The sequence below is a fragment of the Caulobacter sp. NIBR2454 genome (assembly GCF_027474405.1).
Lineage (GTDB): Bacteria > Pseudomonadota > Alphaproteobacteria > Caulobacterales > Caulobacteraceae > Caulobacter.
Genome location: NZ_CP114871.1, coordinates 3421142 through 3445736, shown reverse-complemented (window position 1 = coordinate 3445736; position 24595 = coordinate 3421142). Strand labels below are relative to the sequence as shown.

Genomic DNA, 24595 nt, shown 5'->3' with positions numbered 1-24595 from the left:
CGCGCTTCCGGCGGCTAAGCCCCGTCGCCTGCTGCGAGGAGCGCCGCAAAGCAGCCCGGGGGCCAGCGGCGGCACATCGGTATCAAATCTATCAAATCCATCAATACTAATATTTTGCCCAACCCCTTTTGACTTGATAGGGAGGATCATCGCGAGCGTCCGCCAGGCGGGCCAGGGACGAAAAGGCCAGATGGACAAGGACATCCTGACGACTGCCGAGGCCGCGAAGATTCTCGGTGTATCGACCCGCACGGCCCAGTTGCTGATCGAGGGCGGCTCGGTGCCCTCATGGAAGACGCCTGGGGGGCACCGCCGGGTGTACCGGGCCGACGTCGAGGGTTTGATCGACGCGCCAGCGCCCAACGCCGCCTTGCCGTCGGCGCGGGTGGTTGTGGCCGTCCCGCAAGGGCTCGCCGCGCTCTATCAGGACCTGGCGACGAGCCTGGCCGAAGGCGAGGTGGAGGTGTTGGGCGAGACGCAAGCAGCCCGGGCCGCCATTCATCAGCTTCGTCCTGGCCTCGTCGTCGCCGACGTCACGGACGCCGATCCCGCGCGCCTGGAGCTGCTGCGCAGCCTGTCGGCCGAGGCGCCGTCGCGGCAAGTCGTCATCGTCGGAGCGCCGCTTGACGCGGAGCTGTCGAAGGCCGTTGTCGTCGACACGCCCCAAGCGGCGATCCAAGAGGTGAGGCGGATTCTCTCCAGGGGTGCGGACATGGCCGCGGCCGCGCCGTTTCCTCTCGCTCTCAATGAGGCGCATCGGCTGGTGGCTCTGGAGCGCACAGGTCTGCTCGATACACCCCCTGAGGAGGCCTTTGACCGGCTGACCTGGCTTGCGGCCCGGGCGTTGAACGCGCCCATCTCGCTGGTGACCCTGCTGACCCCCACGCGCCAGTGGTTCAAGTCGCGCCTGGGCCTGGAGATGGCCGAGACGCCGCGAAGCTGGGCGTTTTGCAACTACACCCTGATGCGCAAGGACGTCTTCTCGGTGGAGGACCTCTCGGCCGATCCGCGCTTTTGCGACAATCCGGCCGTGGCGACCGATGATGGCTTTCGATTCTACGCCGGCGCCCCGATCCTTGATGACGACGGCTATCCGGTGGGCTCGCTATGCGTCATCGACCGGCGGCCGCGGGTCCTCACCGGTGATGAGGAGCGTGCGCTCCTGGAGCTTGCGCGTCTGGGATCGACGGAGGTGCGGCTTCGCGGGGCTCAAAAGCGCCTTCGCCAAGCCTTTGGCCGCAAGGACGCCAAGGCGTCGATGATCGCGGCCCCGCCGCGCCGCGGGTGAGGCGGCGCGCCTAGGTCTGTGCGCCTGTTTCTTCTCGCGGACCTGCGGCTGATGGTTTCAATCGCAGGCGCGCGCCTCGCCGCTCATCAGATCGATGGTCAGGCAGTGATCGCGGCCCTCGTCGCAGGGGCGCACGATGATGCGCACCTCGTCTTGGTCCTGACCGTCCGGCCCAAGCTCCAAGAAGGCGACGGCCGCCTCCTCGACACTTTCGGCGATGACGGTCTGTCCGCGTTCATGGCCTGCGCCGGCCAAGCGCACGAAGTAGCGTTGCTGCGATGCGGTCTGCTTAGGCGACATGGGCGCGCGCCCTCCTGATCATTCAGCAACACAATACGTGGCTGGATGTTTTCGTTTCGGCGCGAAGGCATTGGCTTGGGCTTTACGCTCCAGGCTCGACCGCCTAACCCACGGCCGCGGCCTTATGACTGCAAGCGCTTGGAGAGCCGGATGGCGTCGGGACTGTTCGCACTTTTGGATGACGTGGCCGGGATCGCCAAGATCGCCGCCGCCTCGGTGGACGATGTCGCCGGCGCCGCCGGCAAGGCCGGCTCCAAGGCCATCGGGGTTGTGGTGGACGACACCGCCGTGACCCCCGGTTACGCCATGGGCTTCACCCCCGACCGCGAACTGCCGATCGTCGCCAAGATCGCGGTCGGCTCCCTTCGCAACAAAATGATCTTCCTGCTGCCGGGCGCGCTTTTGCTGAGCGCCCTGGCCCCCTGGGCGGTGACGCCGATCTTGATGTGCGGCGGCGCCTATCTGTGTTTTGAAGCCAGCGAGAAGATCATCGAGGCGCTCAATCCGCACGGCGATCATGACCCCACAGACGACCTGGCGCTCAGCGCCAAGGATTTGGAGGCGCAGAAGGTCGGCGGGGCCATCCGCACGGACCTGATCTTGTCGGCCGAGATCATGGCCATCGCCCTGTCGGAAGTGGCCGATCGCCCTCTGGCGATCCAGGCGGCGGCCTTGGCCGCGGTGGGCGTTTTGATCACCGTGCTCGTCTATGGCGTCGTCGCCTTCATCGTGAAGATGGACGACATCGGTCTGCACATGGCCGAACGCAAAGCCGCCCTGACCCGGGCGATCGGACGCGGCCTGGTCAAGGGGATGCCCGGCGTCATGAACGCCCTGACCTATGTGGGCACCGCCGCCATGCTCTGGGTCGGCGGCGGCATCTTAGTCCACGGGCTCGACCATTTTGGCGTCTCGGCGGTCGAGCATGGGGTCGAGGCGATCGGCCATGCCGCCGCGACCGTTCCGGGCGTCGGCGCCGCCACCGGTTGGGCGGCCATGGCCGCGGCCTATGGGGTATTCGGGCTGGCGGTGGGATCAGTTCTGGCGCTCATCGTCCACCTGATCCCCAAGCGGGCCAAATCCGCCTAGGGCAGCTTATCTTTCAGGGACGGCGCGCGCATGGCCACGATCTCGCGGCTGGGGCGGCTGATGCCGTAGATCATGCCCGGCTCGCTCTCGTCCCAGTCGACGGCCTGACCCTCCACGTCCACGCCGATGGTGGCCACGTGATCTAACACCGCGCCGCCGGCCTTGGGCAGCTCCAGGACATAGAGCTCCTTGTGGTCGTGACCGGTGATGTAGAGCCGGCCGTCGGGACCAAAGCCGCCGCCGGACGAGCTCATCGGCGCGAACCGCTCCAGCACGGATTGCGGGAAGCTCCAGGCCTGGGTGCGCCGCCACTGGTCGTCGAACTTGACCAGGACGGTGTGGCGGTGGTCGCGCGGCGTCTCGCCGCCCTTGCCGTCATAGTTGGCGAAGGCGGCCCACCAAAAGCCGTCGCGTCGCTCGACCCAGGTGACCGATCCCGTGCCGGGTCCAAGCGCCACGGTGCGCAGGTGCGTCAGGGTCTTGGGGTCGAAGAACTCCACCGCGCTCCAGTGGGGGACGGCCGGGAAGTTGGAGTTGGCGCAGACCAGCTCCTTGCCGATCACCGTGCAGGAATTGATGTGCGGGAAGCGGGCGGGGTCGCCCTTCCATTCGGCGAGCTTGGCGCCGGTCTTCTTGTCGTACTTGGCGATGACGAAGTTGGCGACCGCATAGACGTGGTCGCGATCCACCGCCACGCCCTGACGCGCTTCGGGCGCGGCGTAGCGGCGAACCACCTGCGCGTCGCCAGCCTGGATCGGGGCGGCCAGGGCCGGCGCTGCGCATGCGGCCGCGAGGAGGGCGGCCAGGACGGTGGAGACCTTGATCATCATGGTTCTCCTAAAGGCCAATCGCGCGACGGGCCGGTGACGCCGTCGCGACGAAAGGATGAATTTTAGATCAGCCCTGGCCGGGGCCCGCCCCCGCCGACAAAAAGTCGATCAGTTCGATGCGAAAGACCATGACGCTGTTGCCCGGGATCGGACCCTTGTCCTGGGCGCCATAGCCGAGAGACGGCGGGACATAGAGCGTCCACTCGTCACCCGGACGCATCAGCGGGATGGCTTCGCGCCAGGCGGGGACCAGGCCTTGCAGGGGGAAGGTGGCCGGCGCGCCGCGCTCATAGGAGCTGTCGAACACCGTGCCGTCCAAGAGCTTGCCCTCGTAGTGGACCTTCACCTCGTCCTTGAGGCCTGGATGGGCGCCGGCAGCGGGGCCGGCGCGCACGACCTTGTACTGCAGGCCGCTGGGCAGGGTGACCACGCCCTCCTTCTTGCCGTTCTCGGCCATGAAGGCGTCGGCGGCCGCCAGGTTGGCCTTGGCTTCCTTGCTCGGGCCGCATCCGGCCAGCACGAGGACGGCGCTCAGCGCCAGGGCGAGTTTCTTGAACATGGTCGTTGTTTCCAGACAGGTCGGGCTTAGACGGTGCGGGGCGGGTAGCCGCGCTCACGCAGGGCGTCGACGATCTCTTGGGTGTGCTGGGCGTCGCGGGTCTCGATGGTGATGTCGAATTCGGCGCCCTTGGCCGGAACGTCGAGGGCCAGGCGATTATGGGCCACCTCGATGATATTGGCGCCAAGCTCGCCGATGGTCTGCGACACGGTGGCCAAAAGGCCCGGCCGGTCGTCGCCGACGATGCGCAAGGAGACCAGACGCTGGGCGCGCACCAGCTCGCGGGTCAGGACCGACGCCAAAAGCCGGGTGTCGATGTTGCCGCCGCACAGGATCAGGCCGCACTTCTTGCCGCGGAACCGTTCGGGATAGGCCAGCAGGGCCGCGAGCGAGGCGGCGCCAGCGCCCTCGGCGATGGTCTTCTCCACATTGCAGTAGAGCGAGACGGCCTGTTCGATGAACGGCTCTTCGAGCAGCAGCACGTCATCGATCAGGGGACGCACCTGGGCATAGGTCTTGTCGCCGACCTGCTTGACGGCGATGCCTTCGGCGATGGTCTGGCCGCCGCAATGGGCGGTGACGCCGCGCATGCGGGCGGTGAAGGACGGATACATGGCCGGCTCGCAGCCAAGGATGCGGATGTCGGGGCTGAGCGCCTTGGCCGCCGTGGCCACGCCGCTGATCAGGCCGCCGCCGCCGATGGGTACGGGCAAGATCTCCAGGTCCGGCGCCTCTTGCAGCATCTCAAGGGCGATGGTGCCTTGGCCGGCCATGACGTCGTAGTCGTCGAAGGGGTGGACGAAGACGAGGTCGCGTTCTTCCTGCAGCCGGCGGGCGGTGGCGTTGGCGTCGTCATAGGTCTCGCCGTCGATCACCACCTCGGCGCCGAAGTCGCGAGTGTGCTGCACCTTCACGAAGGGGGTGTTGCGCGGCATGACGATGGTCACCGGCACGCCAAGGCGGGTGGCGTGGTAGGCTAGGCCCTGTGCGTGGTTGCCGGCGCTGGCGGCGATGACGCCGCGCTTCTTTTCGGCCTCGCTGAGCAGCAAGAGCTTATTGAGCGCGCCGCGCTCCTTGTAGGCGGCGGTGAACTGCAGGTTCTCAAACTTCACCCACACGTCCGCGCCTGTAATCTTGGACAGGGTCTTGGAATGGCGACAGGGCGTGCGTTCGATGTGGCCTTCCAGGCGCGCGGCGGCGGCGCGGATGGCCTCAAGGTCGAGGGTCATGGATCAGCCCGGCTGGGGGAGGAGAGGTCGCGAACCTAACGGCGCGGCGTCGGCGGCGCAATCGCGCTGGCCAAGACGCCAGGCCAAAGCAACGCCGTGGGCCGCTACGGCGCGATCTGGCGCTCACGGGATCGGCCCCAAACACGACTGGCGCGGGGCGGCGGAGTGCGGCATGAACGGGCGCCCGACATCCACGGGTTGTAAATCGCCTGCGCGGATGACCTCCAAACCCAGACCCCCGATCTTGGACCGCGCGCGGTCCGTCGAACCGCCGGCCGACACCCTGATCGCCACCCTCTACGACGACGCCGATCTGGCTGACGCGTTCGCCATCGCGCTCAAGCCTGAGGACGCGCGTCTGCCCGCCGAGGTGCTGGCCCTGGCGATGATGGCCAAGCCGCCGATGTGGTCGCTGGCGCTGTTGGCGATCCGCGACGCGGTGATGGGCGTCTTTGGGGTCAAGAGTTCGCGCCAGATTCTCAACGACGCGATCGCAGCCCGCGCCGACCACATCGGCATGTTCCGCATCCTGGCGCGCCGCGACCACGAGGTGGTCCTAGGCGAGAACGACCGGCATCTGGATTTTCGGCTGTCGGTGATGACGCGGCCATCGCCGTCGGGCGGAGTGGAGCTGGTGGCCACCAGCATCGCCCACTGCCACAACCGGCTGGGCCAGATCTATCTGACGGCGATCATGCCGTTCCATAAGCTGATCGTGCGCGCGAGCCTGGTGCGGGCCGCCAGGGCCGACAACAAGCTCCAGACGGCGATGGACCAGGGCTATGAGCGGGCGAGTTAGGCGCCGCTTTGGCGTCTGAGCCGCGTCCTTGGCTCAGAACCCGGAAAGGAAGCTGGCGACGTTGTCGCCCAAGGCTTCAACCGCATAGCCGCCTTCCATGACCACGACAGCTGGCCAGCCGGAGGCGCTGCTGGCGGCCTGCCGCCAGCGTCTGGCCAACTACAAGATTCCCAAGCGACTCCACGTGCTGGACGCCTTGCCTCTGCTGCCCATCGGCAAGGTGGACAAGCAGGCGCTCAAACAGTGGGTCATCGAAACCGAAGGCGTCCAATAACCGTCGTCATCTGCTATTGTACGCGTCCGCCGCTCTAACGGCTCCCGCCGCGATCGCGCGGGCCGCGGCGGCGATCGAGCGCGGGCCTGAGTTTCAGCGGGCTCTGGACAGTGTAGCGGCCAAGCAAAAGCTCCCGGGCGCCGCAGCCGCCCTCGTTTTGGACGATGGCCAAATGCTGTCGGCGGCGACGGGCTTTTCCGATCTGGAGGATGGCCTGCGCATGGCGCCGGACGCCATCGTGCCAGCCGCCAGCATCGGCAAGACCTTCGTCAGCGCCTGGGCTTTGGGACTAGTTCAAGAAAGCCGGCTTCAGCTGGACGCGCCGATCAGTGGTTGGCTCAGCGCCGAGCCATGGTTCGCGCGCCTGCCCAACGGCGGCCAAATCACCGTGCGCATGCTGCTCGATCAGTCCAGCGGTCTGGTCGACCATGCCTGGGCCCCAGAATGGCTGACCAACTACTTCGCCAAGACGCGCGACGATCCTGACCATCTGTTCCCACCCGCCGAACTGGTCAGCTATGTGCTGGACAAGAAGCCTCTGTTTCCAGCGGGTCAGGGCTACAACTACAGCGACACCAACTACGTTTTGGCCGGGATGATCTTTGAGAAGATTACGGGTCGAGCCTATCTGGATGAGATCGGCGAGCGGTTCATCCGGCCGCTGGGTCTGACGCGCACGGTGGGCAACCGCCGCGCCTATCCGGGTCTGGCCAACGGATATCTGCGCGAGAAGAACACGTTTGGAATTCCCGAAAAGTCCTTTGTCGACGGAAGGATTTTCATCGACCCGGCCGTGGAGTTCACCGGCGGCGGCGTGATGTCATGCGCGCCCGATCTGGCCCGGTGGGCTGAGGCGCTCTATCAGGGGCGTGCTCTACCCCAGCCCTATCTTGATGAACTCTTGCGGCCCAATCGGTTCTCCGATCGCCCGGGGGTTCAGTACGCGCTGGGCTGTAATATCGTCCAGACGCGACACGGGGTGGCTTTGGGTCATAGCGGCACCATGCCCTACTACGGTTCGGTGATGGCTTATCTGCCGGATCGCAAGCTGGCCGTGGCGATCGTCGCCAATCGAACCACCTTTGACCGCAAGGCCGCCGTGGAGCGACTGGTTTCGGCGATCACCTAGCGCCCTTCGCCGAGCTCATCGTAAATCCGGCGCCTAGGCGGCCGCCGCCAAGGCTGTCGTTGTGCGCATCCGCGCTGCCGCGCCCTAACGTAAGCAGATTTCAGCGTGTGGCCGGCGCGCTTGGGACAGGATGAGGCTCGAGGCCGGAGCCGAGAGGCGCGCTCAAATCATGGGCTTGGCCGCCCGGCGCTTGCCGGTGGGACTTGTCGCAAGGGGCCGCCGTCACCCCTGACGCGATGCGCAGGTTCGGGCGCCGCTCTGCGCCGCTCCAAGTGATCAGGGGCCCCAAAAATGGCCTTCTGACAGGCTGGTCGACCAGTAGCTTTTGGCGGGCGCACCCTCCTGGCGACAGACTGATTTTCGTGGAGTTCAGCCATGATCATCAGCGTTTCAATCGCCCCTCATAGACCCCAGTCAGCCGCAGCGCCTCCGCCAGGGTTGCGGTGGGGCGCTCGGCGATGAACGCGCTGACCGCGGCGGCGGTATTGGAGCTTGCGGTCGCATGCGCACCGCAAGCAGCTCCTCAAACCTTGCTGGCGATCTCGCACGCTGAAAGTCGTCTTGATCCTCTGGCGATCGGTGTGAACGGCCCCGATCCAACGAGCCTTCGTCCCCGAACCAAACCCCAGGCCGTATCGATGGCCCGCGATCTGATCGCCCAGGGGCGCTCCATCGATCTGGGCCTAGGGCAGATCAACAGCGCAAACCTCCAGTGGCTCGGCCTGAGCATAGAGGCGGCCTTCGAGCCGTGCGCCAATCTCAAGGCGGCCGCCCAGGTTCTTTTGTCGGGCTATCGGCCGCAGGAAGGTCGGCGCGCCTTTGATGCAGCGCTGTCGCGCTACAACACCGGTCACCCGCGCCGGGGGCTCGCCAACGGTTACGTGGCGCGCGTAGCTCAGATCCAAGCCAGTCTCGCACGTCAAGCGACCGCGTCGTCACTGCCCATTGATCGTGGAGGCGCCGACGATGTGTTCGCTTCCCGAACGGCGCGCTCGCTCCACGTCTTTCGCAACCCACCCCTCATGATCGGAGCTTTGCCATGACCTCTTCAGATCGTGCTCGCGCCTTGGTCTGCGCCATTTTGACAGGCTCGCTTTGCGCAAGCCCAGCCATGGCCCAGTCAGGCGCAGACTTGGGCGGCTTTATCCAAAACATCATCGACCTGCTGAACTCCGACATCATCCGCGGGCTGGCCGTTCTCGCCGTCATTCTCACCGGCGTGGCTTGGATGTTTGGTCACTTGGATTTGCGTCGCGCCGGCACGGTGGTGGTGGGGATCATCGTGATCTTTGGGGCCGGCACGATCGTCGACATGATCGTGGGCGGAGCGTGACGCCGTGGCCGGCCAGCCTGAGCGCCTGACCCGCGACACCCTTTTTTTGGCCTGCACGCGTCCGGCCTTAGTGCTTGGCGTGCCGATGGAGGCGATGGGGATCAACCTCATCGTCAGCGCCGTGGCGTTCCTGGGCGGCGGCAGCCTGCTCTATCTGCTCGCGGCCCCTGCGGTGCATCTGGTGCTGCGAGCCATTTGCCGCCACGACCACCATGCGCTGCGGCTTTGGTGGCTACACCTGCAGACCCGCGGACGCAGCCGCAACGCCGCGCTTTGGGGCGGTTCGGCCTGCAGCCCGCTGGCGTTCCGAAAGGTTCGCCATGGTTGAGCTGCCGAGAGGTCCGGTGAGGAACGCGATGGCGCGTGAAACGCGCGCTCCGTTACCCTATGTCCGTCACGCGACCGATCAGATTCTCGCCCTCGATGGCGGCGCGCTGATGTGCGCGTTCTTCGTCGAAGGCGTGGCTTTCGAGACCGCCGGGCGCGATGAGCTCAACCGTCTGCATGAGGCCTTGGCCGGCGCCTGGCGCAACATCGCCTCAGAAGACCTCGCCGTCTGGCAGCATCTGATCAGGGCCCCGGCGAAGGTGGCTCCCTCAGAGGGGTTCGCCTCGGCTTATGGCGCCGAGCTGGACGCCGCATGGCGTGGGCGCGTCAACCGCGATGGCCTGTTCGCCAATCGGCTCATCGTTACGCTGATCTTGAAGGGTCCAGGGCTAAGCCCCTGGCTGGCGGGCGCCGCCGTCAAGGCGGCCCCGGAGGGCGAGCGCATCCGCCGCCTGGAAGGCGTCGCGCGCGACCTTATGCAGTTGCTGACGCCATGGCGGCCGCGCCCGCTGGGTATAGAGCGCCGCGGCGAAGTCTTGTTCAGCCAAACCCTTGAGGCGCTGGTTCCCATCTTGGAGGGGCAAGATCGCCCCATGCCCTTGGTGCCTGGCCATCTTGGCCAAGCGCTGTACGCGGCGCGGGTGATCTTTGGGCGCGAGGCCTTGGAGATTCGCCAGCCCGGGGGCAGCGCCTATGGCGCCATGCTCGGGCTTAAAGCCTACCCGGCCTCCACCCACCCCGGCATCTGGGACGGTCTGCTCGCCGCGCCTTATCGGCTGATCGTCAGCCAGTCGTTCGCGTTTTTGTCCAGGGCTGCCGCTGAGGGCCTTATGGGCCGCAAGCAAAACCAGATGCTGAGCGCCAATGACCGCGCCGCATCACAGGCCGACGCCCTCGACGAGGCGATGGACGATCTGGCGAGCGGCCGCTTCGTCATGGGCGATCATCAGGCCAGTGTGCTGGTCTTGGCTGACACGCCAGCTGAGTTGTCTCGCGATCTGTCCGCGGCCAGGGCGTTGCTGGCGGGCGGGGGCCTGGTGGCGGCTCGCGAGGACCTTGGACTGGAAGCGGCCTTCTGGGCCCAGTTTCCGGGGGTCTTTAAGATGCGCACGCGGCCCGCGGCGATCAGCAGCCGCAACTTCGCCGCCCTTGCGCCCTTGCACGCCTACGCTTCCGGGCGGCACGGCAAGCCTCATTGGGACGCGCCGGTCGCTTCGCTGCGCACCCGCGGCCGCACGACCTTCGAACTCAATCTCCATGTGGGCGATCTGGGCCACACCTTCATCTGCGGCCCTTCGGGCGCCGGAAAGACGGTGCTGCAAAACTTCCTTCTCGCCCAGATGGAGCGCTTTGGCGCGCGCCAAGTACTCATCGACAAGGATCGGGGCGCGGAGGTCTTCGTGCGCGCCTGCGGCGGCGCCTACCAGGCCTTGCGTTCAGGCGAGCCGACGGGACTTTCGCCGCTCAAGGCCTTGGGGGACGCCCCGACCGATCTGGCGTTTTTGCGAGCGCTCGTCTTGCGCATGGCGCTGGGCGCGGACGGGCGCGTCTCACCCAGCGAGGCGGCCATGCTCGATGAGGCGATCGCCGCGGTGCTGCGGCTGCCTCAGCGCGAACGGTCCATAGCCGCTCTACGGGGACTTTTGGGCCAGCAGGACGCTGCGGGACTGGGCGCGCGCCTTGAGCGATGGGGCCAGAACGCAGCCTTGGGCTGGGCTCTGGACGGGGACGCAGATGCGCTGGACCTGGGGCCGCGTCTGAGCGCCTTCGACATGACCTCGATCCTAGACGATGCGGACGTGCGGGCGCCGGTGATGATGTACCTGCTGCACCGTATCGGCGCTTTGGCCGACGGCCGGCGTCTGGTCGTGTGCATAGACGAGTTCTGGAAGGCCCTGGGGGACGAGGCCTTCAGGGACCTTGCGCGGGACGGCTTGAAGACCTGGCGCAAGAAGGACGCGGTCCTTGTGCTCGCGACCCAGTCGCCGTCCGACGTTTTGGCCTCGCCCATAGCCCGCACGATCCAAGAGCAATGCGCCACCAAGATCTTCCTGCCTAACGGCGAGGCGACTGAACTCGACTACGGCGAAGGCTTTGGTTTGAGCGGTCGCGAACTCGCCCTTGTGCGCGACGAGTTGGGTGTCGGCTCGCGCGGCTTCCTGATCCGGCAGGGCGGCGCTTCGGCGGTGGCCGAGTTGGACCTGACGGGGCTGGATGAGCATCTAGCCATCCTCAGCGGCCGCGCGGCGACGACCGCCCGGCTTGATGAAATCCGACGCCAAGTCGGCGACGACCCGGCCGCCTGGCGCGAGCCCTTTCGGCAATCTTTGAGGAGTTTCCCATGAGACCGGCAGTCTTGGCCGCCATCGTCTGCGGCGCGTCGCTCACGGTCGCGCCGGCCCACGGCGCCATGATCGTCCACGATCCTACCGCCTACGCCAAGCTGGTGGAGGAGCTGCGCACGGCGCTGGATCAGCTCGACACCCTCAAGTCTCAACTGGCCGAGGGGCGCAAGTTGCATGACAGCCTCAATATTGGCTCGGCCATCGACCAGATCGCGCCGCAGCTGGCCGGTGCCGATCTGCGCAAGGCCTTGCCTGATTTGGCGGCTTTGCAGGCCGCCGCCCGAGGAGACCTGAGCGCGCTTGGCGCAATCGGAGAGGAGGCGCGCCAAATCCGAGAGGCGCGCCGCAAGTATCGGCCGGAGCAAGGCGATGCTGCGGGCGCGATCTTGGAGCGCGGCGGCGATTTGGCCGCCCGCGATCTTGCGGTCGGGGAGGCGGCGACCAAAGCCGCTGGGGAGCGGCTGGAAGGACTGCGCGAGCTTCAGGTCGCCGTCGGTCGCGCCGAAAGCGCCCGCGCCGTGGCCGACCTGCAGGCGCGCATCAGCGCCGAGCAGGCTCTGATCGCCAACGATCAAATGCGCCTGCAAGCCTTGGCGCTGACCCAGGCGGCGGAAGAGCGGATGCAGCGGCAAGAAGCAATGGAGCGCGCCGCCGCCGAGCGAAAGGCGCGTATGGAGTTCTATCGCCGGGGGTTCCAATGAACCGGCTGGCGCTCATCGTCCCCTTGTTCCTGGCGGCGTGCGACCGCGAGCCCCGCAGTGCCAGCTACTTCATCGCGCACCCAACAGAAGCCGACCGCGTCATGGAGGCTTGCGAGGCCGGAAAGCATCGTGGTCCGGAATGCGAGAACGCCACAGCGTCGCGCGTCGACCGCGAACGTAGAGCGCGCATGGAGTTTTACCGCCGCGGCTTTGAAACCGAGGCTCCGTGATGGAGACCCACTATACTCTGTTCACAGAGGCCTACGGTTTTGTGGAAACCCGGCTGGATGTGTTCCTCGGCCAAGGCGTGCAAAACGCCGCCGCGGAAGTCGCCGGCCCGCTGCGATTGGTGCTCGTACTCTACGTGCTGCTTTATGGCTTCGCCATCATTCGCGGCGCCATCAATGAGCCGCTGATCGACTTTTCGATCCGCAGCCTCAAGCTGGCGGCGATCTACCTCCTGGCGACGACACCTGCCTATTCCGGCTACGTCACCGAGCCATTGTTTCACGTCATGCCTGATATGCTGTCTCGGGCCGTCGGGGGAGGACAGACTTCCGAAGCCGGCGCCGCTTTCGACCAATATCTCTCACGCGCTGGTTGGCTCGGCGAGCGCCTGAGCAACGGAGCGGGTCCTTTCGACATAGGCCAATGGCTTATGTCAGGCGCGGTCTGGATCGCCGGGGCTCTAGCCGCAGCGCTTGGGTTTGGCATCGTTCTCGTGGCCAAGGTCGCCCTCGCCCTCATCATCGCGCTTGGGCCCATCTTCATTGGCCTTGCCCTGTTTGAGGCGACGCGGCGGTATTTCTTCGGCTGGCTATCCCAAGCGGTGAACTATCTGGTGCTGTTCGCCCTGATCTTCGCCGTCTTCCAGCTGGTCTTGGCCATGGTCGCTGATCAATGGGAGACCCTGCAGGGCCAGGACGCCATGGCGGCGGGGTTCGCCTTCATCGCCCTGTCCATCCTCGGCGCCATTTTCTTTCTTCAAACCCCCACGCTCGCGGCCGGCATCGCCGGCGGCGCCAGCATCGGCGTCTCCGATTTCATGCGGGCGGGCGGGCGCGTCCTGCCGCGCGGGCGGAGGCGCTGATATGACCCGTCCAGCCCTCTTGATCATCGTCAGCCTAGCGACCGCCGCCTGTGGGTCGGTCGGGTCCGCCGACCGCCTTGCTGCCTGCGACGGCAAGCATCGCCGAACCGCTAACCCTTACGGATCGGTGCTATCGCCCGAAGCGCCTGCAACGACGCCCGCCCCATCGCCAGCACAGCCTTGTGGCAGGGCCAAATGAGCACGGCTCGCGGCCTCAAAACCTATCTCGCCGAAGCCCGCTCCTGGGATGATGACCGTCTTTCGGCGGCCCTACGGTCGCGGCGCCTGGCTTGGATCATCGCCGCCGGCGGCTGTAGCCTGGCTACCCTAGCCTGCATCGCCGTGGCCGCCCTGGCGCCGCTCAAGACCGTCGAGCCCTTCGTCGTTCGCGTCGACCGGTCCAGCGGGGCGGTCGACGTCATGACCGCCCTGACGGGAGACCAGCCGCACACCTATGACGAAGCCGTCAGCAAGTACTTTCTGGCCACCTATGTGCGAGCGCGCGAGACCTGGCTGCCGGCCGCCGCGCAAGCCAACTTTGATCAGGCCGTCATCATGTCGGCCCCCTCCGAGCAGCAGCGGCTGGCGCAGATCTTTCGGCCCAACAATCCGCAAAGCCCGCAGGTCGTTTTGGGACCTTCGGCCCAAGCTGTTGTCGAGGTCAGAGCCGTCACCTTCCTGTCTCCCAGCGTCGGCCAGGTGCGGTTTAGGCGAACCGTCGAGCGGGCGGGTCAGGTCGAAGCGATAGATTGGATCGCCACCATCACCTTCGCCTACGCCAAGGGCGCGATGAAGGAGGGCGATCGGCTGCGCAACCCGTTGGGGTTTCAGGTGGCCGACTACCGCGCCGACCCGGAGGCCGCCCGATGATCCGCAGCCTATCGATGGCGGTCCTCTTGGCGGCATCCGCCTCATCCCTCGCCATCGCGGCGGACCCGCGTATTCGCACGCTCGCCTACAACCCCGATGCGGTGGTGCGTGTGGAGGGACGGTTCTCCAACGCTGTGCAGGTGGTCCTCGGCGACGGCGAGGAGATCTTGCATGTGGCGCTTGGCGACAGCACCGCGTGGGAGGCGGTCGCCGAAGGCCGGCTCCTATTCCTCAAGCCGCTGGAGGCTCGGCCCACCAATCTGATCGTCGCAACCCGCGCGCCTGACGGATCGATCCGCAATTATGCTTTTGACCTGAAGGTGGCGGCCCGCAAGGACGACGGCCCCTGGATGCTGCGCTTCACCTATCCCGCCGACGACAGGGTGCGATTAGCCGCCGTGGTGGACGCAAAGGAAGCCCAGCTGCGCGCACGCCTGATCCAGCTTCAGCTTGATCGCGGCGCGGTGGAGGGGCCCCGCAATCTGGCGTGGTCCCTTCAAGGCTCAGTGACGCTTGCGCCTTCCGAGGTCAGTGACAACGGACGCTTCACCGTGCTGCGTTTTCCGGGCGGCCAGGCGGTGCCTGCGGTGTTCGCCGTCGCGCCCGACGGGGAGGAGACCCTGGCCGCCTTCGATGTGCGGGGTGAGTTTGTGGTTGTCCATGGCGTCCATGCGCAGCTGAGACTGCGTCAGGGGCGCCAAGTCGCCTGCTTGTGGAACGAGGCCTTTGATCCTCGGCGCGGTGGCGCCGCATCGGGCACGGCCGCCGACGAGGTTGTTCGCAGCCTCAAGGAGCCGTCGCGATGACGGAGCCACACGACGCCCGCGCGCCCGGCCAGCCCGGCGCGACGCCTCTGAACCGGACCCTAACGCCGGTCTCCGGCGACTCTAGTCTAAGCCGCTTTGGCCGCGTCGGCGGGGTGGTGGTGCTGGGCCTGGTTTGCGGTCTTCTCATCTTGGCGCCCTGGAAGGACAGGCCCAAGCCGCCAGCAGCCCAGACAAGCGTACCAAAGCAAGTGGTGGCCTTCGAGCCAGCGGCTCCGACCTTGGCCAATCCCGGATCCAATCCGCCGCAGCTAGGGGCCGCGGACCCTGACGGCGCCGAAGCAGATGCCTCGATCGCGATGGCCGAGCTCGATGACGCAAGCCAGGCGCAGGCCCAGGCCGAACGCCAGTCCCAAGCACGGCGCGAGGCGGCTCGCGTCGTGCGGCACGCCCCGGTGCTGGCATGGTCCGCAGGGTCTGGCCGGCGGTCATCGCCCCGCGGGGTCGAGCCGGTCGCCGTCGTTGAGGCGGACGACGATCCGGATCAAGCCGGCGAGAGTTCGGCCCGCCAGGCGTCGGTCATCGGTACGGCGATGGCCAAGCGACTTTCGGACCGCAACTTCCTGATCACCGCCGGCACTCAGATTCCCTGCACCCTGCAGACGGCGATGGACTCTTCCGTCCCCGGTCACGTCGCTTGCCTCATCGCCCGGGACGTCTGGTCCGAGAGCGGGGGCGTCGTGGTCCTGGAGAAAGGCTCGCGCGTCCTTGGACAATACCGCCAAGGCCTCAAGACCGGAGAAGGGCGGCTCTATGTCGTGTGGAGCCGCGCCGTGACGCCGCAAGGTGTGGCGATCACGCTGAACTCCCCGGCCAGCGACGCCATGGGCCGAGCCGGGTTCGGCGGCGAGGTGGAGCGTCATTTTTGGCGCCGGTTTGGCGGCGCGGTGCTGCTCTCCATTGTCGATGCGGCCCCGGTGACGTCCCTGGAACGCAGCGGCGAGCGCCAGTTGGCGCGCCTGCCGTCCGACGCGGCCGCCATCGCCGTTGATCGCTCCATCGATATCGCGCCCACCTTGCGCAAGCCTCAGGGCGCTCAGGTCTCGATCTTCGTCGCCCAGGACCTGGATTTCTCCAGTGTCTACCAACTGCAGGCACGCTGATGGGACCGGACCTCTCCATCTTGCGTCATCACCTTGAGCCGCTGGCGCCTCATCTGAACCGCGACGGCGTCATGGAGCTGGTGATCAACAGGCCGCAAGAACTTGGGATCGAAACCCTGCAGGGATGGACCTGGGTCGCCGACGATCGCCTCACCCCGGCCTGGCTAGCCACCCTGGCCCGGGCCGCCGCGGCCTTCACCGGCCAGGATGTCGGACCCTCAGCGCCGCTATGCGCCACGACCTTGCCCGGTGGCGAGCGTTGCCAGATCGTCCTGCCCCCCTTGGCCCCGACCCCGTGCCTGACGATCCGCCGCCCGCAGGCCCGCGTCCACGATCTAGACGCCCTCCAGTCCATGGGGCTTTTCAGCGCCGTTCGGTCGGCGGGGCCCGACCCCGTCGACGCTCAGCTCGTAGCCTTGCGCGAACGTGGCGATTGGCCAGGATTTTTCAGGCTGGCGGTGACCAGCCGGCGCAACATCCTCATCTCCGGGGCCACGGGCTCGGGCAAGACCAGCCTGGCGCGCAGCATGATCCAGCTGATCCCCTTGCACGAGCGGCTTGTGACGATCGAGGACGCCCGCGAGCTCGACTGTCCGCATCGCAACTGTGTGCATCTGACCTATGCGCGTGACGGCCAGTCACGAGCGCGTCTGGGTCCTGGCGATCTTCTGGAAGCGGCCCTGCGCATGCGCCCAGACCGCATCTTGCTGGCCGAGCTGCGCGGCGGCGAGGCCTTCTCCTATGTGCGAAGCGTCAACTCCGGACATCCTGGATCCATTACGACCCTACATGCCGACAGCCCGCGCCTGGCCTTCGAGCAATTGGCCTTGATGATCAAGCTCAATGAGGCGGGCAGGGGCCTGTCGGGCCAGGACGTGCGCGGCCTGCTGCGCGCCATGGTCGATATCGTCGTCCAACTCAAACGCGACAGCGGGGGCTTTCGCATGAGCGAGGTCTGGCATGAGCCCGATCGCAGCCGCGCCTTGGCCGCTTAGGGCCGCCGCCGCCGTCGTCGCGGTTGGGGCCCTTCTGGCAGTGTGGGTCAGTCTGTCAGCCCTGGTCGCATTGGCGGGCCTGGATCGCTTGAGCGCGGATTTGGCGATCAAACAGGCTCCAGGCTGGTTTTGGTATTTTCGCCACGATCCCCTTGTCGGTCGCTGGATGGCCATCGGCGCGGCCAGCTCGGGCCTACTGATCCTGGGTCTTATCGCAAAACTGGCGACCGGCGCTCGTCGCCCTCAACACGGCGCGGCGCGGCGCGGTGGGCGGGGCAAGGCGAGATCCGGCGGGCCGGCCTGCGCGCAGCCGCAGGCCTTGTTCTTGGACATAAGAGCGGACGGTTGCTGCGCTTTGGCGGTGAAGAACATGTGCTGGTCTATGCGCCGACCCGCTCGGGCAAGGGGGCGGGCTTTGTCATTCCGACCCTGCTGACCTGGCCTTACTCAGCCGTGGTGCTGGACATCAAGGCCGAGAACCATGCCGCCACCGCTGGGCGCCGTGCTGAGATGGGCCAGCAGGTCTTCTTCTTTGATCCCTTCGCCAAGGAGGGCCGCACCGCGCGCTATAACCCGCTGGGTCACATCCCCCGTGACCAGCAGTCGATCTGTCTGCGTGAGCTCAAGAAGATCGCGATCCTGCTCTTTCCAGACCAGGCCAAGGGCGATTTCTTTTGGGTGGGCGCAGCCAGAAACGCCTTTGTGGCCGTGGGCATGTTCATCGCCCAAAGTCCCAACAGCCATCGCGACTTCACGCTCGGCGCGATCACCCGCGAGCTGACCATCGCCGATCTTCGTCAGCGGCTGATCGCGATCTTGCAAGCCCGCAGCGCGGGCCCAGGCTCCCTGACCCCGCTTTGCGTCAGTCTGTTGCAGGATGTGGCCGACAGCGCCGACAACACCTTCGCCGGCATCCGCCAGACCGTCACCTCGCGCCTGTCGCTTTGGCTGAGCCCCGAAGTGGATTTGGCCACCTCGCGCAGCGACTTTGAGCTGTCTTCCCTGCGCACGCGATCGGTCACCATCTATCTGGCGGCGGGGCCGAGCGACCTTGATCTGGTGGCACCCCTCTACGGTTTGCTGATGCAGCAGATCGTCGAGCACAGCGCGCGCCAGCTTCCACCGCCGGGCGACCCTCGCCAGCTTTTGGTCCTTCTCGACGAGTTTGCTCGGCTCGGCCGCGCCCAGGCCCTGGCCGATTCCTTTTCCTATCTGGCGGGCTACGGGGTTCGCCTGGCCGCGGTCATCCAGACCCCCGCCCAACTTCGCCATCTCTATGGCCCCGATGGAGCGCGCGAAATCATGGCCAACTGCGGCGCCGAACTGATCTTCGCGCCAAAGGAGCTTCAGGACGCGCGCGAGCTCAGCGAACGGCTAGGCGACTACGACTACAGCGCTCTGTCGCGTAGCCGCGCCGAGGGGATGTCGGCGGCAAAACGAAGCGTCAGTCAGTCAACTCAGCGACGTCGTCTGCTTTTGCCCCAAGAGCTGATGATGCTGCCCGCCGACAGGGCCGTGATCATCCGCACCGGCGCCCCGCCGACCCTGGCCTCTAAGCTTGTCTGGTACCGCGACCGCCGCTTTCAAAAGCTATGGCGGCCTGCCCCCAGGCCATCGCAGGCTATCGATCTTCGCGATTGTACGCCCGCCGCGCGCGACGAGGTCAGCCCCCTCGCCGCCGCTCAGTCGGACGATCTCTTCGCCAGCCACGATCGCGAGCTTGAACGGTGAGGGGCGAGAAGGTTCTCATCACGTTGGCGCTCGCGCCTGACCTGGCGCAGCGGTTCGAAGCGTTGGCGACTGAACTGGGCGGGCCATCCGCCGTCATCGAGCGCGCCATGCTGATGGCCCCTCTCACTGGCCGAAAGCAGATCTTGGCTGAGCCCTTGCGAGGTGAGGCGGCGATCAACGTACCTTTCTCGCGCGCTGAGATGACGAAGATCGATCAGGAGCGTCGGACCACGGCGATGAGTAAGGGCGCGTGGGTGCGAGCGGTGGTTCGCGCCCGGCTTGAACGCGCGCCGCAGTTTTCCTGGGAGGAGGCGGCGGCCAACAGCAGCGTGCGGGTCGAGCTTCAGCGCATCGGTTATGTGCTTCGGCGGGCCGTCGATGTGGCTGAGGCCGATGGCGCCGACGCTCAAGCTATCGGCGAGATTCTCGCGTGCTGGGCGCAGGCTCGGCGCCAATTGGAAGCCCTGCGGGCAGCCCTGGTGGGTAACCTTCTATACTGGAGCCCCGCCGATGGCTGAGCTGGCCAATGTGCGTGGCTTTGAAGATCTTTGGCGCCAGATCAATGAGCCGCGGCGTTACACCAAAGGCCTCTTCGATGCCGGTTCTATACGTGTCGAGCTTCGACGCCTTGTCTCACGGCCGCCGCTGGCCATGGTCACCAATATGGCTCGGCCCAAGTCTCACGGCGCCTTGCAAAATCACCTGCTCTACATCAGCCGTCACGGCGAGCTTGCCCTGCGCGGGCGCGACGGAGAGCGCCTGATCGGTCGTGAGCGGATCGTCGAGCGGGCCGATGACTGGGCCTTGGATCAGGTTCGTTATCGGGGCGGCGTCGCCCTTGCCTACACCATGGTTCTGTCCATGCCGCCCGGCACGCCCGCCGAACCCGTGGAGATGGCCGCGCGATCCTTCGCGGCCAGCGAGTTCAGTCAGAATGATTTTCTGACAGTTTTGCACTTGGACCGTCCGCATCCCCACGTCCATCTAGCGGTCCGAGCAGAGAGCGATGACGCACGGCATCATCCTTCCAAAATCGCCGACCTCTACCGCTGGCCGGAAGTCTTCGCCGCAAAACTACGCGACGCGGGTCTGGAGGCGGATGGAGCTCCTCGCTGGGTGAGAGGCGTAGTCATCAAACCGCTGAATCCGAAGGTGCGTCATGCGATGGACGACTATCGTGATGGCCGGGGCGGGCCCATCCGGTTTGTCGCGGAGGATCATCGCGAAGCTTTGGACATCGCTCGTGGGTTTGATGTTGGCGATCGTCCCTGGGAGCGGGCGATCGCCGAGCGGCAACGCAAGACCCGGGAAGGGTATCTGGCCCTGGCCGATCACCTGGAGGCGATGAATGAGGCTGGTGATCAAGATCTAGCCCACGACCTTCGGCGGTTCGTCCAGGACATGGCGCCGGTGCGCACGCGCCGTGAGCTGCTGGTCGAGCAAGCGCGGGACTATGATCGGCGCAGAGCGCTCGAGCGGCTAAGCGACCGCGAGCGCAGGATTGGCGCCCCTGAGCGCGATCGATAGGCCCGCGGCGCCTTGGAGCCTCTAGCGGACCTGCTCCACTTGGAGACGGCCGGCCGGTGTGGGTGACAGAAGGTCCGCCTCCTGAGCGCCCGCGAGCCAATCGACCATTTGCCGCCCGAAAAGCAGCACCACCTGACGCTTGTGATAGGGTGCCACATCAGGCCCAGGCTCGCAGGTTAAAAGGGTGAAGGCATCGTGGCGCACGATGCCAGCTATGGCGAAAGGCGCGTCTTCGACCGCGCTGAAGTCAAACTTCGGCTTGGGCGACTTGCCCTCCCCAAACTCGTAGAAATGCGTGGCCGGCACCAGGCAACGGCCGTCTTTGGGAAAGCTGCGTCCTTCGGAGCGGAAATTAAACACCGGCGCGCCGTACCCAGGGCTCTTCCACGACCAGGGCAGGACCTGCAGTTCGCCGCCGCTCGCGGACGGCCTGACAATCTCCGTGCGGTCGGTGATCTTGATGGAGGTGTCTGGGTGGCGGTTGGTGGCCGCGTGCGCTTGCGCCCATCGGACGCTCAAGTCCAGCTGGCCATATTCGCCAGTCAGCTGGTGCGTGTCCTTCTTGCGCTTGATCTCATTGCACATGCGCTGAACCTATTAGGCCCAAGCTGGCCGGTCCACCTGGCGGATGGCGCGCCACATGGTCCAGCCGGTTTGCTTGAACCGCTCCAGTTCAAACCATGCCGCCTCGCCCTCGAATGCCGGCACGAGCTCGACCTTTATGAAATCGCAACGCGCCCGCCCACCGGCGTACCGGAGCGTCGTATAAAAGAGCAGTTGGCCTTCGTTGCCAAAGACCTTGGTCAGCTCGGCGATCCTGGTGTCAGGCACGTCGTTCAACTCCTGAATGGAACTGTCATGACCGCATGCGGCGGTCGTATTCCTTGGCGCCGGGACCGGGTGTGGGCCTTCGCGGGTCGAGCCATTGGAACTCCAGCGCCCACGAAACTTTCGAGCACTTGGGACAAGGCTTTTTGAGTTTGCTCAAATGAGCGGTGTGCCGGATCGATCCATCGCCCAGCTTGTCGGCCCTCAAGCGTGCGATCATCGCCGCGGGCGCGACCGTCTTGGCGTGGTCGCACACGCGACAACTGATTTTGATCGTCACACTGGCGCCAGCCTGGGCAAGAACACTTAAGGGCAGGCCGACATCCTTCGGCTCCTCGCGAATCTAACCCGCAGCCGCATACGACCTGGCATTTGAGCAGGCGCTTGAACTCGCTCATCGCCATCGCGCCCATGCGCCGACTGACCAAAAAGTCGATGTCGATCCAGCAGCTTCGCTTGCAGCCGCGCTGGTGGCAGCTGGCGCGCACCGCCTGTTTGCGGGCCTGATAGCCCGCCAGGGAATCGTCGCGCGCCAGCTTGTCATTGAGCGAAAGCCAACCGCGCGGCGGCGCCTTGGCCATCGCCGGTCCCGCAGGCCAAAGGTCGGGGGGCTGAGGGTTCACCTTCCAAAATCCCATGGGTCACCGAAAGCAATAGATGCCGCCGCCGGCCAGGGTCTCAGGGTCGGGTGGCCCAGACCAAACCTCCAAGGCCACCGATCGCGCGCCGCACTGACACCGCAGACGATCACTGAACTTGCTGAGGCGCTGGCCGATCAACCCCTCGGCCACCCAACGATCAGTGTTGACCACCACCACAAGCTTGCAGCGGCAGCGCGCCCGCAGATGGCGATCTAGCCCGATAGCATAGCTCAAGCTCGGGTCGAATCCGCACATCAGGCATTGGGGTTCGACCGGCCGCCGTAGCCTGGCGGGCGTTTGGGACGACGACATGAAGACCTCCGAAGCGCCATCCTCTAGCCAGACAGTTGGCGGAGTCGAGCTATTTGTTCTTGAAATGTTCTCATTTGAGTGTGACTCGCTGCCGCCATGGGCTGTGATCGCCGCCCTTAGTGTAGAGCCGTCCGTTGCCCCGCAAGGGGTGGGCACATGGTGCATCGACGCACCCGCCTTTCGAGGGCGACATAATTTTAGTTACTCTGCAGATGCCGACATATGGACATCAGAAGCAGGCGGACCCGTTATACCGGCACAGTTTCGCCGCTGAGTTGAGGCGGATTGAAGGGCATGTCGGCATTTGATTGACATCTCGCCGGCAATCGCAGAGGTCGTTGCCACCTAGGGGTGACGTCATGAACAACAAGCGGGTTTTGGTCACGGGAGGCGCGGGGTTCATCGGCTCGCACCTGTGCGAGCGGTTGCTGGACGCGGGACACGAGGTTCTGTGCCTGGACAACTACTACACCGGCTCGCGGCGCAATGTGGCCCACCTGCTGGACAACCCCGACTTCGAACTCCTGCGCCACGATGTGACCTTCCCGCTCTTCGTGGAGGTCGACGAGATCTACAATCTGGCCTGCCCGGCCAGCCCGATCCACTACCAGCACGACCCAGTGCAGACGACCAAGACGTCCGTCCACGGGGCCATCAACATGCTGGGCCTGGCCAAGCGCCGGCGGGCCAAAATCTTCCAGGCCTCCACCAGCGAGGTCTATGGCGACCCGACGGTGCATCCGCAGCCGGAGGAGTACTGGGGCAATGTGAACCCCATCGGCATCCGATCCTGCTACGACGAGGGCAAGCGGTGCGCCGAGACCCTGTTCTTCGACTATCACCGCCAGCACAAGCTGCGCATCAAGGTGGCGAGAATCTTCAACACCTATGGCCCGCGCATGCATCCCAATGACGGGCGGGTGGTCTCCAACTTCATCGTCCAGGCGCTCAAGGGCCAGGACATCACCCTCTATGGCGACGGCGATCAGACGCGTTCGTTCTGCTATGTGGATGACTTGGTCGAAGGCTTCCTGCGCCTGATGGGAACGGATGACGACGTCACCGGCCCGATCAACCTGGGCAATCCAGGCGAATTCACCATCAAGGCCCTGGCCGAGAAGGTCATCGCCCTGACCGGCTCGTCCTCCAAGCTGGTCTACAAGCCGCTTCCCTCCGACGATCCGCGCCAGCGACAGCCTAATATCGACAAGGCGCGCGCGCTGCTCGACTGGGAGCCCACGGTCCATCTGGAAGCGGGCCTGACCAAGACTATCGCCTATTTTGACGCGCTGCTGGCCGAGGACGCCGCAGCTTAAGCGAAGCAATTCTCGTTCAAGCTTCTGACGGACGTCGCAGGGGCCTTGGATGAGAGACAAGGCGAAAACGCAACGTCATAGGAGAGCCGAATTGACCGTCATCGTGACAGGCGCCGCCGGCTTTGTCGGCATGTATACCGCTCAGCGTTTGCTTGATCGGGGTGAAACAGTCATCGGCGTAGACGTCTTCAATGACTATTACGACCCCGCCCTTAAGGCTGCACGTGCGGCCAAGCTCGAAGCTCAAGATCGCTTCCGCATGGCTCGGATGGACATTGCTGACGTCAGCGGCTTCGCCGCTCTCGTCAAGGCGAGCGGCGCCAAGCGGATCGTCCATCTCGCCGCACAAGCGGGGGTGCGCTACAGCCTTGAAAATCCGTTCGCTTATGAACGTTCTAATCTGGCTGGCCACCTGTCTGTTCTGGAAGCCTGCCGCCACAACGGCGTTGAACATTTGGTCTACGCATCTTCCAGCTCAGTCTATGGGGATCGCCCGCAAAGCGGCGAGGGGTTCAAGGAGAGCGACGCAGCTGTTGAGCCGGTCTCGCTCTACGCCGCCACTAAGCGCAGCGGTGAGTTGATGAGCTATTCTTATGGGCGGCTCTATAGGTTGGCTCAAACGGGCCTTCGGTTCTTCACCGTCTATGGGCCGATGGGTCGGCCCGATATGGCCTATTTCTCGTTCACGAAAAAAATCTTCGCCGGCGAGCCGATCGAGGTGTTCGGCCAAGGCGAGATGTCGCGCGACTTCACCTATATTGACGACATCGTCACCGGCGTTGTCGCCGCACTCGATCACGCGCCGCCCGTCGGCGAAAACCGGATTCTCAACATCGGTGGCGGCCGCCCGGAGGGGCTCATGGACATGATCTCCACCCTGGAGAAAGCGATCGGCCGCGAAGCGGTAAAGGTCTATAAGCCCATGCAGCCAGGCGATGTGAGTCGAACCTTCGCCGATGTCTCGAAACTGAAGGACATCACAGGTTACACGCCCGAGGTTCCTATTGAGGTCGGTCTTCCGCGCTTCGTGGAATGGTATCGCGGCTTCTACGGCTAATATAGCGGCGTTCGTCCAATAGTTTGCGTCGAGCGTAGGAATTCTTGGCTGGTGTCTTGCTGCAATGCGGTAGAGACCCGGAAACTTGGATCAGATTG

At 65.5% G+C, this 24595-nt stretch carries 29 protein-coding genes; 22 read left to right on the top strand and 7 right to left on the bottom strand.

Annotation, left to right across the window (positions count from 1 at the left end; genetic code table 11):
- Positions 1-190 precede the first annotated feature (190 nt).
- Positions 191-1288 (top strand): GAF domain-containing protein, encoded by a 1098-nt coding sequence (locus O5K31_RS16705; RefSeq protein WP_269714882.1) that lies wholly within the window; start codon positions 191-193, stop codon positions 1286-1288.
- Positions 1289-1345: 57 nt separating this feature from the next.
- On the opposite strand, the gene O5K31_RS16700 is transcribed toward O5K31_RS16705, so the two are convergent.
- Positions 1346-1588 carry a DUF5961 family protein gene (locus O5K31_RS16700; RefSeq protein WP_269714881.1) on the bottom strand — a complete coding sequence of 81 codons (243 nt, stop codon included), beginning with the start codon at positions 1586-1588 and terminating at the stop codon, positions 1346-1348.
- A 150-nt stretch (positions 1589-1738) separates the two neighbouring features.
- Here O5K31_RS16700 and O5K31_RS16695 point away from each other — a divergent pair, with 150 nt between their 5' ends.
- Positions 1739-2677 (top strand): DUF808 domain-containing protein, encoded by a 939-nt coding sequence (locus tag O5K31_RS16695; protein WP_269714880.1) that lies wholly within the window; start codon positions 1739-1741, stop codon positions 2675-2677.
- On the opposite strand, the gene O5K31_RS16690 is transcribed toward O5K31_RS16695, so the two are convergent.
- The 3 genes from O5K31_RS16690 to O5K31_RS16680 form a co-directional block, all read right to left on the bottom strand.
- Entirely contained in the window at positions 2674-3507 is an 834-nt protein-coding gene (locus tag O5K31_RS16690; protein ID WP_269714879.1) for a hypothetical protein, read from the bottom strand. The two genes, O5K31_RS16695 and O5K31_RS16690, sit on opposite strands and share 4 nt — an antisense overlap.
- 67 nt (positions 3508-3574) lie before the next feature.
- Complete coding sequence (locus O5K31_RS16685; protein WP_269714878.1) at positions 3575-4066, bottom strand: FKBP-type peptidyl-prolyl cis-trans isomerase; 492 nt, start codon at positions 4064-4066, stop codon at positions 3575-3577.
- Between the two features lie 26 nt (positions 4067-4092).
- Positions 4093-5295: a threonine ammonia-lyase gene (locus O5K31_RS16680; protein ID WP_269714877.1), complete on the bottom strand. Its 1203-nt coding sequence runs from the start codon at positions 5293-5295 to the stop codon at positions 4093-4095.
- A gap of 244 nt (positions 5296-5539) precedes the next feature.
- Here O5K31_RS16680 and O5K31_RS16675 point away from each other — a divergent pair, with 244 nt between their 5' ends.
- The 17 genes from O5K31_RS16675 (at position 5540) to O5K31_RS16595 (ending at position 20343) form a co-directional block, all read left to right on the top strand.
- Positions 5540-6094, top strand: a complete 555-nt coding sequence (locus tag O5K31_RS16675; protein ID WP_269714876.1) for a DUF2867 domain-containing protein — start codon at positions 5540-5542, stop codon at positions 6092-6094.
- Positions 6095-6191: 97 nt separating this feature from the next.
- On the top strand, positions 6192-6368 hold the full coding sequence (locus O5K31_RS16670) for a hypothetical protein (protein ID WP_269714875.1): 177 nt from the start codon (positions 6192-6194) through the stop codon (positions 6366-6368).
- A 16-nt stretch (positions 6369-6384) separates the two neighbouring features.
- Positions 6385-7497 (top strand): serine hydrolase domain-containing protein, encoded by a 1113-nt coding sequence (locus O5K31_RS16665; RefSeq protein ID WP_269714874.1) that lies wholly within the window; start codon positions 6385-6387, stop codon positions 7495-7497.
- Between the two features lie 458 nt (positions 7498-7955).
- On the top strand, positions 7956-8540 hold the full coding sequence (locus O5K31_RS16660) for a lytic transglycosylase domain-containing protein (protein ID WP_269714873.1): 585 nt from the start codon (positions 7956-7958) through the stop codon (positions 8538-8540).
- Positions 8537-8830, top strand: a complete 294-nt coding sequence (locus O5K31_RS16655) for a TrbC/VirB2 family protein (protein ID WP_269714872.1) — start codon at positions 8537-8539, stop codon at positions 8828-8830. The genes O5K31_RS16660 and O5K31_RS16655 overlap by 4 nt, the downstream gene beginning before the upstream one ends.
- 4 nt (positions 8831-8834) lie before the next feature.
- Entirely contained in the window at positions 8835-9158 is a 324-nt protein-coding gene (locus tag O5K31_RS16650) for a type IV secretion system protein VirB3 (protein WP_269714871.1), read from the top strand.
- A gap of 28 nt (positions 9159-9186) precedes the next feature.
- Positions 9187-11502 (top strand): VirB4 family type IV secretion/conjugal transfer ATPase, encoded by a 2316-nt coding sequence (locus O5K31_RS16645; RefSeq protein WP_269714870.1) that lies wholly within the window; start codon positions 9187-9189, stop codon positions 11500-11502.
- Positions 11499-12203: a type IV secretion system protein gene (locus O5K31_RS16640; protein WP_269714869.1), complete on the top strand. Its 705-nt coding sequence runs from the start codon at positions 11499-11501 to the stop codon at positions 12201-12203. The genes O5K31_RS16645 and O5K31_RS16640 overlap by 4 nt, the downstream gene beginning before the upstream one ends.
- A complete protein-coding gene (locus O5K31_RS16635; RefSeq protein ID WP_269714868.1) occupies positions 12200-12433 on the top strand; it encodes an EexN family lipoprotein in 234 nt (77 codons plus the stop codon). The genes O5K31_RS16640 and O5K31_RS16635 overlap by 4 nt, the downstream gene beginning before the upstream one ends.
- On the top strand, positions 12433-13293 hold the full coding sequence (locus tag O5K31_RS16630) for a type IV secretion system protein (protein ID WP_269714867.1): 861 nt from the start codon (positions 12433-12435) through the stop codon (positions 13291-13293). Before O5K31_RS16635 ends, O5K31_RS16630 begins: the two co-directional genes overlap by 1 nt.
- Positions 13294-13488: 195 nt before the next feature.
- A complete protein-coding gene (locus O5K31_RS16625) occupies positions 13489-14163 on the top strand; it encodes a virB8 family protein (protein WP_269714866.1) in 675 nt (224 codons plus the stop codon).
- Positions 14160-14969 carry a TrbG/VirB9 family P-type conjugative transfer protein gene (locus O5K31_RS16620; protein WP_269714865.1) on the top strand — a complete coding sequence of 270 codons (810 nt, stop codon included), beginning with the start codon at positions 14160-14162 and terminating at the stop codon, positions 14967-14969. Before O5K31_RS16625 ends, O5K31_RS16620 begins: the two co-directional genes overlap by 4 nt.
- Complete coding sequence (locus O5K31_RS16615) at positions 14966-16090, top strand: TrbI/VirB10 family protein (protein WP_269714864.1); 1125 nt, start codon at positions 14966-14968, stop codon at positions 16088-16090. Before O5K31_RS16620 ends, O5K31_RS16615 begins: the two co-directional genes overlap by 4 nt.
- A gap of 20 nt (positions 16091-16110) precedes the next feature.
- Entirely contained in the window at positions 16111-17085 is a 975-nt protein-coding gene (gene virB11, locus O5K31_RS16610; RefSeq protein ID WP_269714863.1) for a P-type DNA transfer ATPase VirB11, read from the top strand.
- Positions 17086-17127: 42 nt separating this feature from the next.
- Positions 17128-18816 carry a type IV secretory system conjugative DNA transfer family protein gene (locus O5K31_RS16605; protein ID WP_269714862.1) on the top strand — a complete coding sequence of 563 codons (1689 nt, stop codon included), beginning with the start codon at positions 17128-17130 and terminating at the stop codon, positions 18814-18816.
- A gap of 23 nt (positions 18817-18839) precedes the next feature.
- Positions 18840-19334: a hypothetical protein gene (locus O5K31_RS16600; protein ID WP_269714861.1), complete on the top strand. Its 495-nt coding sequence runs from the start codon at positions 18840-18842 to the stop codon at positions 19332-19334.
- Positions 19327-20343, top strand: coding sequence for a relaxase/mobilization nuclease domain-containing protein (locus O5K31_RS16595; protein ID WP_269714860.1), 1017 nt, complete (start codon positions 19327-19329; stop codon positions 20341-20343). The genes O5K31_RS16600 and O5K31_RS16595 overlap by 8 nt, the downstream gene beginning before the upstream one ends.
- Positions 20344-20364: 21 nt before the next feature.
- On the opposite strand, the gene O5K31_RS16590 is transcribed toward O5K31_RS16595, so the two are convergent.
- Entirely contained in the window at positions 20365-20928 is a 564-nt protein-coding gene (locus tag O5K31_RS16590; RefSeq protein ID WP_269714859.1) for an SOS response-associated peptidase family protein, read from the bottom strand.
- A 12-nt stretch (positions 20929-20940) separates the two neighbouring features.
- Positions 20941-21174: a hypothetical protein gene (locus tag O5K31_RS16585; protein ID WP_269714858.1), complete on the bottom strand. Its 234-nt coding sequence runs from the start codon at positions 21172-21174 to the stop codon at positions 20941-20943.
- A gap of 381 nt (positions 21175-21555) precedes the next feature.
- On the opposite strand from O5K31_RS16585, the gene O5K31_RS16580 reads away from it, so the two are divergent.
- Positions 21556-21678, top strand: coding sequence for a hypothetical protein (locus O5K31_RS16580; RefSeq protein ID WP_269714857.1), 123 nt, complete (start codon positions 21556-21558; stop codon positions 21676-21678).
- A 134-nt stretch (positions 21679-21812) separates the two neighbouring features.
- Here the strand turns inward: O5K31_RS16580 and O5K31_RS16575 are convergent, their stop codons facing one another.
- Positions 21813-22124 (bottom strand): hypothetical protein, encoded by a 312-nt coding sequence (locus O5K31_RS16575; protein WP_269714856.1) that lies wholly within the window; start codon positions 22122-22124, stop codon positions 21813-21815.
- 359 nt (positions 22125-22483) lie between these two features.
- Here O5K31_RS16575 and O5K31_RS16570 point away from each other — a divergent pair, with 359 nt between their 5' ends.
- Positions 22484-23440 (top strand): UDP-glucuronic acid decarboxylase family protein, encoded by a 957-nt coding sequence (locus tag O5K31_RS16570; protein WP_269714855.1) that lies wholly within the window; start codon positions 22484-22486, stop codon positions 23438-23440.
- A gap of 49 nt (positions 23441-23489) precedes the next feature.
- Complete coding sequence (locus O5K31_RS16565) at positions 23490-24497, top strand: NAD-dependent epimerase/dehydratase family protein (protein WP_269714854.1); 1008 nt, start codon at positions 23490-23492, stop codon at positions 24495-24497.
- The last annotated feature ends 98 nt before the right edge of the window (positions 24498-24595 follow it).